We start from the raw sequence: 16,994 nt of genomic DNA, 5'->3' as shown, positions 1-16,994 counted from the left end.
AGAAAATTAAATTAGATATTGTGAACAAAGTAGCCAAAAGTCGCGTCAAAGGTGATAAATTATGAATGAAAATTCCAAACAGAAAGATTTAAAGCTGGGAGACAGTTTTCTAATCGACGTCTCAAGACAAAAATCATCTTGCCTTTTTGAAGAAGGAAGGCAAAAATACCAAGCGATGCAAACAGGTCAGTCTTTTGGACGTTATACCATTCAAGAAGAACTTGGTCGCGGTGGAATGGGAATTGTTTATAAAGCTTTTGATACGCATTTGAAGCGTGTCGTGGCACTTAAAGTGATTTTAAAAGGCGAAGAGAGAGATGTTCAAAGATTTCAACGTGAATCGTTGGCAATGGCAAAGCTTGATCACCAAAACATCATAAAGTTGTATGATTTTGGTATAGATCCGCAACCGTTTTTCACCATGGAGTATATAGAAGGTTTTACATTGGCGGATCTTATCAAGGAAAAAAAAGTAAAACCGTTATTTCTTCTCGACCTACTTATCAAAGTATGCAATGCACTCGCACATGCCCACGAAAATAAAATTCTACATCGCGACATCAAACCATCGAACATAATGATCACCAAGAACGGTGAGCCGAAAATTATGGATTTTGGACTGGCAAAGACATTTGAGGACAGCGAAAAAACATTGTCGAAAACAGGGGATATTCTAGGATCTGTCCACTACATGTCTCCCGAACAACTCAATGGAAAAACGACAGAACGAAGTGATATATATTCTCTGGGGGCGACAATGTATGAAGCGCTTACCTACCGCAATGTATACCATGGAGATTCAACACCTGATATTCTTTTCCAACTGTTGCAAAATGATCCGATTCCTCCGCGAAGACTGAATCCAACACTGTCACCGTATTTTGAAGCGATTTGCCTAAAATGTATTGCGAAAAAAGAACACAAGAGATATTGCGATTTCAAGCAGCTTGTGCGAGAGCTAAAAAATTTCAAAGCGCACAAACCCATAATTGCCAAAAAGTACACGTCTTGGAACACCATGGTGAACTTTATTCGCCGTCATAAGATCATGTTCAGTGCGATTTGCTTTGCTTTTGTTGTTTTAGTGATCTCTTTGTGTGTTACTTTATATGCACTAAACACATCGCAAAGATCGGAAGAGCAAGCGAAGGTAACTCTCAACGAAACTATGAAAGCACTGCACTACGTGATGGTTCATTACGACTACTTGCAAAAAGATAAAAAGCTAGGACGATTATTCACGCAGATTTTTGACGACCTCGAAAAGTATGGTAAAAGTCAAGATTGGAGTTTTCTGATAGCTCATGTCATGAGTATAAACGGGAATGAAAGAAAGAGCATTGAGTACCTAAACAAACGAATTGTCAACTATCCTCAAGATTCAAGTGCTTACAGTACAAGAGGTAATCTTTACCAAAGATTAGGTGACCACAAAAAAGCACTCAGTGATTATAATAAAGCGATTCTTTTGTCTTCCGATAACTATTTTGCTTACAACTCACGAGGGAGTTGTTATCTTGCGTCAAAAGAATACGAAAAAGCTCTTGTTGATTTTAATAAAGCGATAGAACTCAATGATAAATTTGCAAATGCCTACACATTACGCGGAGCACTGTACTATGAGTTAACACAATTGCGAAAAGCTCTTGCTGATTTTGATAAATCCATATATTTGGCCCCTGGTAATTCGAGTACATACTCTAAACGAGGAATTGTATATGCTAGTTTGCAGGAGTATGAGAAAGCTTTGAAAGATTTTGACAAGTCGACGAGTTTAAATTCTAAGGATTTTGACTCTTATATACGTAGGGCGGGATTCTACACACAAATAGGAAAGTATAAAAAAGCAATTGATGACTACAACAAGGCAGATCTTATAAATCCCAAAAAACCTGTGACATATCTAAATCGTGGAACTGCTTACCATGAATGGCAGAAATACAAAAAGGCACTTGACGATTTCAATCGGCTTGTATCTCTTCGCCCAATTGCAATTTCTTATAGGAAAAGAGCCAATACTTACAATTATTTAGGTTTACACGAAAAAGCTCTTGCGGACTACAACAAAGCCATATCTCTCGAAGATATGGACGTAGAGGTATACATTGGTCGTAGTGTTGCTTATTTTTGGCTAAAGAAATACCGAAAAGCCCTTGCTGATTTAGATAAAGCGTTGCCTTTACAAAATAAAAACCCGAAATTGTATTTCTATCGTGCAATGACGAACTACAGGTTAAAAAAATATCCTGACGCGCTTGCCGATTTTGAGAAATCTGCGCAATTAAACCCTAACAACATTGAGATTTATTTCAATAGAGGAAATCTTTATTTTAATTTACGACAATATGACAAATCCATTGCCGATTTTGATAAGCTTATATCGATAGATCAAGAGAATATCAACGCTTATTTAGCAAGAGGAAACACTTATCTGCAAATACCAAATTTGGAAAAGGCAAAGTCAGATTTTCGTACAGTGATTTCATTGGACCCAGGTAATAAGCCCGCATATCTAAATTTGGGCAACACTTACTATCATCTAAAAAATTACCAACAAGCGATCTTGGCGTTTGAAAAGATACAAGGGGAATGGTTTGCTCATCGTGGATTACACTACTGTTACAAAGCTCTAAAAAAACATCGTAAGGCACAGTACCATTTTCAAAGATATCAAGAGTTAAAGCCTAAAAATAAATAGGTTATGTTGTTACTTTCGCTATGCCGCGTACAGTTTTTTGCGCAAAGCGAATGGTGTCAGTAATGGAAACCCCTTCGCGATAGTTGCCAATGAGGTGTAGACCAGGATAGTCTTTTTCTATCTCGCCAAAAGTTTTCTTACACTCTCCGTATCCAAGTTCGTATTGCGGAATGGATTTTTCCCACTGCGTCAAATGAACAAATCCCGGATCACCGTTGATGTGTAAATATTTACGTAGATCTGTCATCGCATAGTCGATCATTTGTTGTTGTGGCAAAAGTCCATATTCGGGTTGACGTGCGCCACCGACAAAGACAGTCAACAGTACGTGATCTTTTGGCGCTCTGTCTTTAAATAAACTCGACGAGAAAAGAGCACCTAATATACGGGCTTTTTCGCGCGCGGGAATTAAAAATCCAAATCCATTGAGGCTGTGCTTTACTTGTTGTCGCTTGAATCCCAAACACATGACGCTAACTGGTGGATAGTAGACCTTATCCAATTGTGGTTTGTTGATTTGCGATCCGTTTATTTGCAAATGACAAAGTCCATGTACCGTCCCGGCGTAGATGACTTTTGATACTTTGTATTGTTGCTTTTGTGATTTTATTACTATGCTGTCGTCGCGAAAGTCGATGGACTCAATTTTGGTATTCAAATGAATATTTTGTGGTGAAATTTCCTTGGCCATTGCCTGAGGGAATTCTCCGAGGCCATCGCGGAAAGAAATGATATGTGGTGGTTTTTTTCCGCTTTTTTTCATGTGAATTTGCCCGCGAATAATGCTGTTATGTTCTTTTTCTAATGCATACAATTTAGGAAACGCGTGCTTTATACTCAATTTTTCTGGTACTCCCGCGTATGTCCCTGCCACAAAGGGATTGATCGCGTAGTTGAGTATTTCGGTTCCTAAACGCCTTTTGACAAATTGAGCGATAGACTCTTCACGTGAAGATTTACGTGGAGGTATGAGCGGTTCGCAAAGAAGGCGGAGTTTTGCACGCAGTGGGAACAGTTCACTTTTGAGAAATAGTGGTGGTGACATAGGCAGCGGAATGAGTCTTCCGCGACAGGCAATATAGCGAATTTTGGCGCAGTTATCCGGGGCAACTTTGCGTTCACGAAGTTGCAGAGTTTCGAAAAAATCCGAAACTTCAGGGCTGTTTTCTAAAATGGTATTTGGTCCCTTTTCGATGAGGTAACCATCTTCACGATGAGATTGCATCACACCGCCGATATGATTATTTTGTTCAAATACCACAACCTCAAAACCTTGTCTTTTTAACAAACATGCCGCTGTCAATCCGGCGATCCCTGCTCCAATAATCGCTATTTTTTGCATTGTCAATCCTTATTTAAAGCCACGCACTGTTGCAATCAATCTCTCTACACATTCAATTTTCGCCTGCGGCAAAATTCCATGCCCTAAGTTAAATATGTGTCCTTTGCGCTCCCCAAAGCCTTCTAGAATTTTTTGTGCTTCTTTTTCGACGATATCGGGATGCGAATTCATCAACGCCGGGTCAAGGTTCCCCTGTACGGCAAATTCGCCGTCGAAAGTGTCGTAGAAAATCTCTAGGGGTATTGTCCAATCAAGACCAAGGACATCTGCCCCGAGTCGTTCTAGAGCTTCTGGCCAAATGTGACAACCCTTTGCGTAGGCAATCACCGGAACCTTTCCCTTTAGAGAAGAGATGATTCTGGCGATGTATTTTCCTGAAGCTTCCCAATAGGTGTCGGCGCTTAAAATACCACCCCAACTATCGAAAATTTGCACACAGTCGACACCAGCATCTATTTGCATTTGTAAATAGTCGCTTACCGCGTCACTGAGTTTTTCCATAAGTTGATTAAAAAGTGTGGGGTGCAAGTAAAACAGCGTTTTTATTTGCGAGTAGTTCTTGGAACTTCCACCTTCTACCATATAAGTAGCAAGCGTCCAAGGAGCGCCACTAAATCCAATGAGAGCTCTTTCGTCGTTGAGTTCTTTTTTGATGAGACGAATGGCGTCGGCAACATATGATAATTTTTTTTGTATTTCGGTATTGTCTAAACGCGCGATGTCCTGTGCGTTGCGTATGGCACCTTGCATTTCAATTCCTCCGATATCTCGGAAGGAATACGGTTGCCCCAATGCTTCGGGAATTACCAAAATATCGCTAAACAAGATAGCGGCGTCAAAACCAAAACGTTTGATTGGTTGCATGGTCACTTCTGTCGCTAGCTCTGGAGTTTTTACTAATGTTAAAAAATCGTATTTTTCTTTGAGTGCTCGATACTCAGGTAAATAACGACCCGCTTGTCTCATTAACCAGATCGGTGGATGGTCTACTTTTTCGCGTTTACAAGCGGCTAAAAATCGTTGTCGAAAGTTCATATTTTTTTCCATATTCTAGAGAATTTTGCATAGTTTTACGAATTACATAACACAATTCGTTATTCTTTTCAACTCTTTTCTGCTTGTTTTAAGCGTAGTAAGTCCTGATTTACCTTGTCGAGCTTTTCCGCAAGTCCCGTTGTTAAATTTTGATAAATCACTAGAGCAATATCGGGTCTGACACCTGAAAGTTCTTTAAGGTCTTCGTATTGAAAGGCCACTGTTTTGACGTTATCTACTGCAATAGCGGTTGCGGTGTGTTGATTCTGTTCCAAAGCCAAAGACATTTCCCCGAGTGAATCAAATTTTTGCAATTTTCCCACGAGCTTCTGCTGTTTGTATACCTCTACGTTTCCTTCTAACACGATGTGTAAGCGCTGCGAAAGCTCATCTTCACAAAGTATTTTCTCATCTTTTTTATAGTAGTTTGCGGTAGAGATCAGAGCTAAACGCTGAAGTTGTTCATCGGATAGCCCGCGAAAAAACGGTACGCTACGCATACCTTCGCCGATATGCACGCGTAAATTTTGTTTTTGAAACTCAGCGCTGACAATCTCGGAAATGGGTTTTACGATGGGAATGAGTTTAATTTCGCGGATGTCAAACGGAAGCTCTAAGCGTACCATGCGCACGAGGTCAAGGCGAAATGTATCGTCAAAAGCAAATGCTGGAATGTAAGATGTGGGTAGAAAACCTAACTCAAGTAGTGTTTTCTGCATTTGTGGAGCGTGGGCACTCACATCAATTTCAATGTATTCGGCTCCCATTTTTTTCAATTTCTCATTGAGTTGCGAAAGGAGAAAACGAATAGAATCATCGTGAATAGCAATCACCTCAAAAATCTTCGCGCTCTTTTCTGCCTTATCGTATATATACCCGACAGCACCAACAATTACATCGCTATCCATTGTCAACAAATAGTTAGCGTTTTTTGCATGTAATCTCGAAAAACCATAGTGTAGTCTGACCGGGCCAAAAACTTCGCGGTTTTTCAATCTTCCTCTTTGTATACGAAGTAGAGCTGCGTATTCATCATTGTCTAGCTCTTTAATGCGGTACCCACCGTTGTATGGATAAGGAATCACTTTTTCATGGACAACTACGTCAGAAGGTATTCCAACGTTTGTCAGGGCAACTTCCGCAAGGGTGTGTACTTGTGGAATAATTTGTGGGTTACTTTTACGCAGTTCCAGAGAATTATCAAAATATTGAACTAAATGCGCGACACTTTCGCGTCGACCTTTGATGTAATGTTTTTGTGGTAGAAAGCCTACAGCCTTGAAATCGTAACGATCCGAAATTTTTTGGGCAAATGGGTGGATCGCGCGTGCTTCGACAATACCGACATGTAGTCGTTTGCGGATAAATTCCAGACGCTTTTCCATCAGTAAGTTTCCTGCTCCGCGTCCTCGCGCATCAGGGTGAACAATGAGGCGACCAAATTCTCCTATAAGATCGGTATATGCCCCTACATCCATGACTACAGAACCCGTCGCCATGATTTTTCCGTCATCATCTTCACAAACAAGAACAACATAACTATCACTGAAGCACATTTTCTTTATGTAGTAAAGATCGTAAAACTGTTGGTAAGGATAGTCTGTCCCATATGAGGCAACAAATAAATCGCGGATGCCCTCCGCATCTTTTTCTGTGGCTTGTCGTACCGAAAACATATTTTTTACTCCAAGAATTTTTTACCTGCCATTTTCGCCATGGCGACAAAATAAGCGGCTCCAATTGCCAGAACGCGTTCGTCGAAATCAAATTTGCTAGAGTGTGCAGGAAAGCTTTCGCGTCCTTTTACTTGTGAACCAAAACGCACGTAACTACCAGGAACACTTTCAAGATAGTAACTAAAATCTTCTCCTCCCATATTTGCGGTATGCAATTCCTTAATTTTTTTCTCATGAATCACTGTGCGCGCTGCACATCGGGATAGTTCTGCCATTTCTTTTTCATTGTACAGTGGAGGCGTACCATCAACGAAAGAAACAACAACTTTGGCATTGTGAAGTTGACCTACTGAGTTTGCCACGCGTTCGATCGCGTCGCGTAAATAGTAACGAACATCGTTGTCTAAAGCGCGGATTGTACCTTCGAGTTTTGCTGTACCCGCAATAACGTTGGAAGCTGTACCTGCGGAAAACACACCTACGGAAACAACGGATGGTCTGGCCGGATCCACCTCTCTAGAAACGATTGTTTGCAAAGCCATCACGATAAGACTTCCGACAACAACAGCATCAATACTCTCATGAGGTCGCGCGCCATGCCCTCCTTGGCCGTTTATCGAAATGGTAAATTGATCGGTGGAGGCATTGACCGGGCCGTCTGAAATGATAATTTCTCCAGGTTTGTAATGGCGGTCTACGTGTCCCCCGAAAATAGCTGCGACGTCTTCTAAGGCCCCCTCTGAAATCATTTTGCTTGCCCCATTGCCGTGTTCTTCTCCGGGCTGAAAGATGAAGCGCAAACTGTAGGGGAGATTTTCGTGCACCAATGTTTTGATTGCACCAAGCAACATGCTGGTATGTCCATCGTGTCCACAAGCATGCATAATACCGTTGTTTACCGAAGAAAATTCTAGACCAGTTTCTTCAAAAACAGGTAACGCGTCAATATCGGCGCGAAATGCTAGATACTTTTTTGTCAAACCTGGGTTGAGTTCCGCGATAATTCCCGTTCCTGCAACTACACGATAGGAAACGCCCCAGCTTTTGAGTTTTTCACATATTTTGGCGCATGTTCGCGTTTCTTGCCAGCTAAGTTCAGGATGTTTGTGTAAATCACGGCGAAATTGAATAATTTCATCCAGTAAATCTGTAGATATCAAATTCATCATGTAGTTGTGTCCTTAACAGTAAACAAAATATTCAAAAACGTGCAATTTGTGTACCAAATATATTATATTAATAATTTCATTTATAAATTTTGCGAATTTTTTTAGTGATGTTATCATAACTCTATAAAGTTCGCAAGTTGGCTTTTCACAGAACAAAATTATTAACATCGTAAAGCACACTAAGCAAAACAAATTTTACAATATGGAGAACAATATGAGAAGAGCACTACTATTTTGTTTTTTTGTATCTGTGGTTTTCGGCGATTCGCCAGCAGAGCAATATTCTTACGCAAAAAATAGTGCAAACGATAAATACGTTTTTGTCATGAAAGCGCCTGATATCATACAGCGTAATGAAAATTTAGCAAAGTACTCACTATCAGGGTTATATAAAAATGATGGTTCGGCAACACCGTTGTGGATGGTCAATTGGTATGCTTTTAGAGTGGAAGCCGCAAATGACGGCCAGCATTTAATTCGCATGGGCCCATGGGCAAGTTCCCAAGACGAATTGGCCGTGGCATTTTATAAAAATGGACGCGTTGTAAAACAATATCTGATCGAGGATTTAGTTTATGATGAAAGTAGCCTAAGGTATACGGTAAGTCATTTTATGTGGAAAGACGCATACGATTATGATAAAGAGCAGGAGATACTAACGATAAAGACGGTGGACGGACTTACATATAAATTCGCGGTAAATGGTTCGATTGTGAGCAAAACCGATCCCCGTTTATTCCTAAAACTTTTCGGATCTTCCTCACGACGCTTCACGACGATCATGACCATGGCAATTGTGATGATCATTATTGTTTCTGTCATACTTGCTAGACGTTATTTACAAAAACGCGCGGCCTAGATATGTCGGTGTTTTTTTGAGAAAGGCATTGATCGTTAGAAGCCACACCATGAAAAACATCAACCCAAAAGTAAAGCATATAATGCCTTCCAGTACACTACGCGTCATGATCTCAACGCCAAATATCATACAAAACCCCATGATGTTGCAATAACAAAGTCCTGCGACATCTTCGGGATAATGTTCGTGTTTACCGATGACTTGTGCGGTAATGAGTGAAAAACAACTAAAAGCCACATGCCCTAACTTTTGGAAAGTAGAAGTCGCATTTAAGCAAGCGATAAAAAAGATCACCACAAACGAAATACACACCAAAATTCCCAAAAAAGCGATGATTTTAGCCATTAATTTATTTATATCGTTCATTTTATACTCACCTAAATAACAACAAACAACCCAGGACAACATTTACAATAAACGAAACAGAGAGAACACTCCATAAACCAGCGTTGCTTTTTTTTTCCATTCTGCGCAACACCTCTTCTTTGCTCACATTCATTTCTCTCTCAACAACTAAGCTATCTCGCGTCCAACCTTGGCTAAGTTCTGCGTAACGATTCATCACTTCATGAAGTACTTGTAGATTGTCGAGTGATTTTACTTTTTTACTGTGCTCGCGTATAAACTCTTTATGCTTTAACTCGCGATCTTCCGCGTACGGGTCCATTCTTTGCCTCCATAAACAACACATTGTCAATGCGACTATCATAACAAAATGCCATTTATTTTTGTAAAAAAATGCGTTATTATGCTTATAAAATTGTCATCGGTGCAGAGTTCGCATACCAATGTCGTCTTTTCCTGTGAGCGTCGGATGTACTAGGCTCCCCCACTGGAACCAAATACAGGAAAAGACGACACCGGTATGTGTATTTTGTGTATTTAAAAAGGAGTTGTTATGCGATACATTCTTTGTTTAGTATTTTCCATACTTGCCATAAGCGCGGAGGCTAATAGCTTTAAGGTATATTCGCATCCGCAGGAACATCTCGATACGGCACATGTTGTGATCCACAAAAAAAATGGGTATTGGGAAAATATACCATTAGTTTTGAATATACAAGCTACCAATCATACAGTTCCTGTTTTATATCAGACATCTCGCTATAAAACGGCAGACAGTGGAGTGATTGTCGAGTGTTTTTTTCGTATTCCCAAGGGCATTTTATCTTCAGATACCATGGACAAATGCAAGGTCGAAGTAAATAAACGTCGCCAAGGTAGTTATTACACTCATAATTTTGCCAAACATGAAGGCGGAAAACTTGTCGTCTCTGAGGATAAGTGGCAAATGGCAACACAAGAGTGGCGTGATCTTTGGGCACGTCGTTTGCATAACTATGATGAACGCAACGAATTTGAAGAACTCGTCTATAAACGATGGTTTGGTGGTTTGAATGAAAAAAAAGTCCCCGTGTATGACCAAGACGTTCCTCAAGTGAAGAAAATAGCAACCTACGATGCTAGTGTTGACGTTTTGGCGAAAGATGTAGCACCTTTAGCACAATTTGTACCTAAAGATTGTTATTACATTGAATGGCACAATTGGCAAAGTTTTGTACAGTGTATCAATTTCGCAAAGAAGCAGTGGGATAATTTTTCTTGGGGATATGTTCCGCAGTCCGGTGAAGAGGTTATACAAAAATATAAAGAAAAGCTTGGCCTAAGTGATGAAGACGTTGCATTTTTTGACGACAAGGTGGACAGTGTCGTCATGAGCGGTTGGGATTTTTACTTTGCTTGGGGAACCAATGTTGCACTTTTTATACACACCTCTGAGCCATGTAGACTACCTGAATCTTCTCGGGCGATTGCTTTGAGCGAGCAAGTATTTGTATATATTTCGTCTCCATTTCCCGAAAACACAAATAGCCTGGCATACGCCATACGCCATTTGCAACCACAGGACAGTTTGCGCCATGCTTCACATTTCAAAAAAGGACGTAATGAATGTCAATTGCGCGATGGAGAACAACAACAGATTTTTGCTTTTTTCTCACGACACTGGTATGAGCGTTTCCACCAACCACATTGGGGCATTTTAAATACGCGTCTTATTGATCTCGATAAACGTTTGCGCAAAGTGTTTTTGTTCAAAACTATTGTCGCACGTGAGTTTCATATGCAAAGTTGGCCAACGTTAGAAGATTTAAGCAAGCTCTCTCTTGATAAAGACTATCTTAACTGGCTCACCCATGATTTGGAAGATGTGGAAGGGACAACACGTCATACATCTTTGGGAAAAATGTTTGATAATCCTGCAATTGAAGATATTTCTCTCGACAAGGTTTCTAAAGATGAGGCCAAAAAATATGCGTACTATAAAGAATACACGCCATATCACGTTCGCGGTTATCCACCTCTATCGCTTCAGGTATTTCGTCAAAAAGATAACTGGGGACTGCGTTTTGCCAGCGGGCCAATAGACTCCTCTTACATATGGCTCCGCGATTTTTTCCTTCGCGAAAAAGTGACACACCAGCACAAAGTGTTTTCAGGGGAAGCTCTACGCTACAGTTTTGCTATCAATATGGATCGTTTGCGCATGTACCAATCTCTGCCGGAAGAGTTGGGAAAAATTTTGTTGATCAAGGGTTCACTATTCGATTTTGCTTTCGATTCTCTTGCCGCATCTTATTGGCAAAAACGATACCCTCCCCTTGATTACAGCACTTTTACACGCATACCATTTAATATTACCCTACCAGATTTTTTTATCGGAGTCTTGAAAAAACTCGTGGGGGATGTGAAAGTCACTCCGAGTGATTTCCCCGGAATTAACAAGTTAACCGTACCAGGAGGGCGTGCGTCATGGGAGGAATTTTATCCGTTGCTATTTTCTCACAACAAACAAGAGCGTAACTTTACGTTTAGCCTTGACCCACATACTTTATTGCGTCGCAATGGCTCGTCGGAAACAACAACCGATAAAATTCCCTGCGACATACGTGTGGCAGTTGATTTGAAACAAGCCTACACTTTACGCCGTAGATTATTTCATTTGTATGTACGCTACCAAGGTGAAATTTCGGCAAAAAGAAGAGATTTTGTAAACTCGATAAAGGATTTTATTGGCAACGGAATGTGGGAAAAGACCATGAAAGAGCAACATATTTTTCCGACAAAAAACCTGATAAGTGATCGTTTGTTACAAGAAATTCCGCATGCGCAAAGCAAAAGTCGTTATCATTATTCTTACTATAGTTCGAGTGATGTGTTTGCCAAAATTCCACAGATTATTCGTACATTTCAGTTATGGAACTTTTATGTTTCTTTCCGTGAGAATCACTTTGTGATTGAAGATTACCTTACTTTCGAAAAATAACAATATAAAGGAGCAAAAAATGAGTGATAGTAGTGCTAAATGGAAATGGGAAATTTTTATCAAACTAGTAACCGCTCTTGGCTTTTTAGGGACCATAGGTTACGGGTACTATGAGTATCGACTACATGAGGAAACTCGCGAGAAAGAACGCAAGTTTCAACAAGAACAAAGTTTTCAACATCGCCAGTTTGAGTTGTACAAGACTTTTTGGGAAAAGCGTTTTGAGGTATATGTCGATACCTGTAATTCTGCGGCAACTGTCGCAAATTTTATGGCAAAACTTTCGACAAGTGGTGATATGCAAAGTTTGCTGGCCAATAAACCGAAAAGTGGTTTTTGGAAGTTGTACTATGGATCGCTGAGTATTGTTGAGGATAAGCATGTGGAAGTGGCGTTGTTTGATTTTGGACAAACCCTGCGCAAGTGTGAGAATCGCATAAAAAACAGCCAACCTCCGACAGTAGAACACGCCGATTTACTCAAAAAACAATCTTTAGAGCTAGGACTTGCTTGTCGTGCATCTATTCGCGAATACTGGAAAACTCTAGAAGATGTTGACCGCGTAAAACTAAGTGAATTTGACAAAAAATAATAACTTTTTCACAAGGAAATACCTATGTTTCGCTACGCTTTTGTTCTAGTGATTTTCCTAAGCGGCTGTTATACATCACAGAATATGCACAACAATTCTCAGCCTTCCATTTTATGGGAGACTTGGTCTAATGATGTATTTGCGAAAGCACAACAGGAAAATCGTTTAGTGATTCTGGATCTAAAATCTAACTGGTGTCATTGGTGTCATGTCATGGAGCAGACAACTTATGAAGATAGTGATGTGGTCAAAATGATCGATGCCCACTATATTCCGGTACGTGTTGATCAGGACTCCCATCCGGCACTTGCAAATCGTTACCGCCAATACGGGTGGCCTGCGACAATTATATTTACCGCAGATGGAAGAGAGATTCTAAAAAATCGCGGATATATTCCTCCGCAAAGAATGAGTAAACTTTTGCAAGAACTTTTCTTAAACCCGCAAGCGCAGGAAGGCAAAGAACAAGTACAATACGCCAAAGAACACACCCTATCTGTTACTACGCGTGAGGTACTCAAAAATAAGTATCGCAAAACATACGACGCAAAATTTGGTGGACTTAAATTGGCCAAGAAGTTTTTAGACTGGGACAGCGTAGAGTACGCGTTAGTACGTGCACAACTCAAAGACGATTTTAGCGACAAAGTGGCGCGCAGCACATTAGACGGTGCCGCCGAACTTATTGATCCGGTGTGGGGTGGGATGTACCAATATTCTACCCACGGCGATTGGCAACACGCACACTACGAAAAAATTATGGCCACACAAGTTCGTGCCATTAAAGCGTATGCCAGTGGATACCGTGTATATCGCGAACCAAAGTATCTACGCGCCGCGAAAAAGATTTGCGACTATATGCAAGAATTTTTGATGAGTAGCGATGGCGTTTTTTATACGAGTCAAGATGCGGATGTCGTTCCTGGACAAAAAAGCGATGCGTATTTTGCCTTGGGGGATGAAAAACGGCGCGAACAGGGAATTCCTCGCGTTGACAAAAGCGTATACTCACGCGAAAATGGTTGGGCAATAGAAGCTTTTGCCTTAATGTATGCGGTAACGGATGACGAAAAATATTTACAAATCGCGCAAAATGCCGGAGAATGGTTTCTAAAAAACCGTCGTTCAGGTTTAGGTTTTACCCACGGAGCGAAAGACAACGGCGGACCATACCTTTCGGGAAATATCGCCCTAGCCGCCGCCTTTATACAACTTTACGAAGTCACCGCGACCGAAAAGTGGTTGCAAAGCGCTAAACAAACACTGGATTTCATCGCGCAAAACTTGCGCAATGAGCGTGGTGGATATTATGGTGAGGCGCCCGCCGCGAACAGCGTTATCTCCCCCATAAACGACCTAAGTGAGAATATTGCGGTGACAAGATGTGCGAACAAGGTGTATCACTACACCAATAAAGACAACTACTTGCAAATGGCACGTCACGCAATGCAATACTTAGCAACAGAATCGATACTCAAAAAACGTCTTACGGAACCCGCGATTTTGTTGGCCGATGAAGAATTGGCTGCGCCGCCATTACATGTGACAGTTGTCGGCGTCGATGAAGAGGCAAAAGCACTCTTTATGAGAGCTCAAAAATTTATGCGCTATCACAAGGTGATCGAGTGGTTACAAGAAAAAGAAGATGCGACGAACAATGCCGGAATTACGTTTCCCTCGCTACCTTTTTCTGCCGCGTTCTTATGTGCCGATGGCGCCTGTTCCGCACCGATTCGCGAAGCTGATGAACTAGAAGGTTTGTTATTAGAGCAAGCTTTGATTGGTGAGTAATGATACCGTGGATTCTCCCACATTGCCATTGCAATGTGGGAGACCTCGATCATTTTACAAATACAAGACAAAAGCGTAGTGAGAGGATAGGAGTGAGTATGGATTACCACAATAGGGAAAATGTTACCGCTGCCGACTCAAGGGCTGAAACCACAAAAAAGCACAGCGAATTCTTTGATCACCTTCGTACACAGAGTCCCATTGTAAAAGGACAAACGTTTGGTCGCTACCACATAGAAAGACCTCTCGGACGCGGAGGCATGGGGGTTGTCTACAAGGCATATGACACCAAACTGAAAATACCTGTGGCTCTCAAGGTGATTGCCAACCAAGCATCTCACCAAAATCAAAAACGATTTTTGTTAGAAGCTGCGGCAACTGCACGTTTGGATCATCCCAATATAGTACGATTTTACGAGGTGGGTGAGAAACCACAACCATATATTGCCATGGAGTACATAGAAGGTTGGACCTTGCAGCAGCTTATTCATGAACGCAGGTTGAAAGAGACCCATATCATTGATTTGATGATCAAAATCTGCGAAGCCCTACAGCATGCGCACAAAAAAAATATCTTACACCGCGATATTAAACCGGCAAATATCATGGTAACGGCCCAAGGCCAGCCAAAAATTATGGACTTTGGTCTTGCGAAAGTGCGCGATGAAGATGTGGAAAAACTTTCGCAATCAGGTCAAATGTTGGGGACGTTGTTGTACATGTCCCCGGAGCAAATCGAGGGCAAAGCGACAATCCAAAGTGATATTTATTCCATAGGTGCGACATTATACGAAGCTTTGACTTTGCGCCCGGTTTTTCAGGGAGCGCACTATGTGAATATTGTCTGCCAAATCGTAGATAAATACCCCGTTCCTCCTCACGAATTCAATGAAAAAGTGTCTGCGTATCTCGAAGCGATTTGTTTGAAGTGTCTAGAAAAAAAACCGCAAAAACGCTACAACGATTTTCGACAATTGACCAAAGAATTTCGCAATTTGCAGCAACAAAGACCCATTTTAGCCAAAAGGTACACCAAATTAGATGCCGCACGATACTTCTTCTTGAAAAATAAAATTCTAACCCTGGCGGTGATCAGTGTTTTTAGCATTTTGCTCGTAGCTGTTACGTTCATTACTCATGCCTGGCAACAAGCACAAGATCTCAATGTTCTTCTGATGCAAGAAAAGAAGAAAACCGAAGAGAATCTTGTCAAATTGAAGCAAGAGCAACAACAATCGCAAGTTTTGGTAAACGCGAGCCTCAAATCCCTCAAATACGCAGCAAAGAAATCTCCACGTTTAATACAAGATAAAAAATTTGTACAGCCGTTTATCAAAGTTTTTCAACAAGCCGATCGTTTAAAAACAGCAAAAGAATTGCGATGGCTACGCGGTGCTATCTTTGGACAGAGCAATAAACGTCGGTATTTGGAAGAATCGATTAAAGATTATAATCATGTGATTGCCGATTCCCCTGAGGACGTTTTGGGTTACATCAATCGCGCCAACACATACCGCAAGTTAGGAAAAAATGAAGAAGCCCTCAAAGATATTGCCAAAGCCATGCAAATAGACCCAAAGCGCGCAGAACCATACGTTTTTCGCGCGAACATTTATCATCGCCAAGGAAAGTTAAATGAGGCCCTCCGAGATTACAGCGTTGCCATTGAATTAAATCCTTCTTATGTAGATGCGTATGCGGGACGAGGGCGATTGTATATCGATAAAAAAATGTACCACGAAGCTCTTGTGGATCACGATAAGGCCCTGGCACTAGAGCCTAATTTGGCCAAGGCCTATGTCAATCGCGGTAGATTACATATGATGAAGAGTAATTTTCGGCAGGCCCTAAAAGACTTTGGGGATGCGAAGGCATTGGGTGTGAAAGATGCAAATCTGGATACCACGATTGCCCGACTACGCATGCTAATTCCCAAAAGGAAAAAATGATGCGGCAATATCAAAACAATTTGGCGGTGTATACATGTAGATCTTGCAAGATTCCATCGATTTCAAAATATTTATGAATGGTATTTGTGTGAATTCCGCCCACACTCTTCGCTACGGAGATACTTGCATGATTTTCTTCTAGACAGCAAATTTTCAGGTATTTTATATTCTTTTTATGTTTAAGGCTCTCACAAACGGTCGAAATTATTTGTGTAACTATCCCATTTCCATGAGCGTGTTGTGATAACCAATAACCTATTTCTACTTCTGATTTCTCATGACATAAAGATTTGATGCCGAAAATACCCGAAATTTTTTTGCGAAAGATAATTTTGAACCATTTGGCTCCAGGTTTATCACTCGACACACGCGTGCGAATGTAATCTTCTGCTGTTTTTACATCGACAACACTTTTGACCCAATACAAATACTTTTCAAGCAAATCACGATTTTTTTCTATCAAGGAAAAAAGAGTAGATGCATCTTCTATCGTCAGATTTTCAAGTAAAATATTTGGTGTAATTCTCATACGATAACCTTCTATAAATATGGCAAGAT

Annotated in this window: 13 protein-coding genes; 6 read left to right on the top strand and 7 right to left on the bottom strand. The window is 40.9% G+C overall.

Features of this window, described 5'->3' with window-relative positions:
* The first annotated feature begins 61 nt into the window (after positions 1–61).
* Positions 62–2,698, top strand: coding sequence for a serine/threonine-protein kinase (locus tag UABAM_RS05875; RefSeq protein WP_151967071.1), 2,637 nt, complete (start codon positions 62–64; stop codon positions 2,696–2,698).
* A gap of 1 nt (position 2,699) precedes the next feature.
* Here the strand turns inward: UABAM_RS05875 and hemG are convergent, their stop codons facing one another.
* The 4 genes from hemG to UABAM_RS05855 all read right to left on the bottom strand — a co-directional run bounded on the left by hemG (position 2,700) and on the right by UABAM_RS05855 (position 7,920).
* Positions 2,700–4,040 carry a protoporphyrinogen oxidase gene (gene hemG / locus UABAM_RS05870; protein WP_151967070.1) on the bottom strand — a complete coding sequence of 447 codons (1,341 nt, stop codon included), beginning with the start codon at positions 4,038–4,040 and terminating at the stop codon, positions 2,700–2,702.
* A gap of 9 nt (positions 4,041–4,049) precedes the next feature.
* Entirely contained in the window at positions 4,050–5,075 is a 1,026-nt protein-coding gene (hemE, locus tag UABAM_RS05865) for a uroporphyrinogen decarboxylase (RefSeq protein WP_151967069.1), read from the bottom strand.
* Positions 5,076–5,143: 68 nt separating this feature from the next.
* Positions 5,144–6,751: a GNAT family N-acetyltransferase gene (locus tag UABAM_RS05860; RefSeq protein WP_151967068.1), complete on the bottom strand. Its 1,608-nt coding sequence runs from the start codon at positions 6,749–6,751 to the stop codon at positions 5,144–5,146.
* Positions 6,752–6,756: 5 nt separating this feature from the next.
* Entirely contained in the window at positions 6,757–7,920 is a 1,164-nt protein-coding gene (locus UABAM_RS05855) for a M20 metallopeptidase family protein (RefSeq protein WP_151967067.1), read from the bottom strand.
* Between the two features lie 214 nt (positions 7,921–8,134).
* Here UABAM_RS05855 and UABAM_RS05850 point away from each other — a divergent pair, with 214 nt between their 5' ends.
* Positions 8,135–8,779, top strand: coding sequence for a hypothetical protein (locus UABAM_RS05850; RefSeq protein WP_151967066.1), 645 nt, complete (start codon positions 8,135–8,137; stop codon positions 8,777–8,779).
* Here UABAM_RS05850 and UABAM_RS05845 read toward each other — a convergent pair.
* Complete coding sequence (locus UABAM_RS05845) at positions 8,759–9,145, bottom strand: hypothetical protein (RefSeq protein ID WP_151967065.1); 387 nt, start codon at positions 9,143–9,145, stop codon at positions 8,759–8,761. The two genes, UABAM_RS05850 and UABAM_RS05845, sit on opposite strands and share 21 nt — an antisense overlap.
* A gap of 7 nt (positions 9,146–9,152) precedes the next feature.
* Positions 9,153–9,446: a hypothetical protein gene (locus tag UABAM_RS05840; RefSeq protein WP_151967064.1), complete on the bottom strand. Its 294-nt coding sequence runs from the start codon at positions 9,444–9,446 to the stop codon at positions 9,153–9,155.
* A 231-nt stretch (positions 9,447–9,677) separates the two neighbouring features.
* Between UABAM_RS05840 and UABAM_RS05835 the strand changes: the two genes are divergently transcribed.
* The 4 genes from UABAM_RS05835 (at position 9,678) to UABAM_RS05820 (ending at position 16,436) form a co-directional block, all read left to right on the top strand.
* Positions 9,678–12,104 carry a hypothetical protein gene (locus UABAM_RS05835; protein ID WP_151967063.1) on the top strand — a complete coding sequence of 809 codons (2,427 nt, stop codon included), beginning with the start codon at positions 9,678–9,680 and terminating at the stop codon, positions 12,102–12,104.
* A 19-nt stretch (positions 12,105–12,123) separates the two neighbouring features.
* Entirely contained in the window at positions 12,124–12,696 is a 573-nt protein-coding gene (locus tag UABAM_RS05830; RefSeq protein ID WP_151967062.1) for a hypothetical protein, read from the top strand.
* 24 nt (positions 12,697–12,720) lie between these two features.
* Positions 12,721–14,487 carry a thioredoxin domain-containing protein gene (locus UABAM_RS05825; protein ID WP_151967061.1) on the top strand — a complete coding sequence of 589 codons (1,767 nt, stop codon included), beginning with the start codon at positions 12,721–12,723 and terminating at the stop codon, positions 14,485–14,487.
* A gap of 98 nt (positions 14,488–14,585) precedes the next feature.
* A complete protein-coding gene (locus tag UABAM_RS05820; RefSeq protein ID WP_173013152.1) occupies positions 14,586–16,436 on the top strand; it encodes a protein kinase domain-containing protein in 1,851 nt (616 codons plus the stop codon).
* Between the two features lie 10 nt (positions 16,437–16,446).
* Here the strand turns inward: UABAM_RS05820 and UABAM_RS05815 are convergent, their stop codons facing one another.
* Positions 16,447–16,965: a GNAT family N-acetyltransferase gene (locus UABAM_RS05815; RefSeq protein ID WP_151967059.1), complete on the bottom strand. Its 519-nt coding sequence runs from the start codon at positions 16,963–16,965 to the stop codon at positions 16,447–16,449.
* Positions 16,966–16,994: the final 29 nt, after the last annotated feature.

Source organism: Candidatus Uabimicrobium amorphum (assembly GCF_009002475.1).
Taxonomy (GTDB): domain Bacteria; phylum Planctomycetota; class Uabimicrobiia; order Uabimicrobiales; family Uabimicrobiaceae; genus Uabimicrobium; species Uabimicrobium amorphum.
The sequence above is the reverse complement of the archived record's forward strand: the minus strand, read 5'-3'. Positions and strand labels throughout refer to the sequence as shown.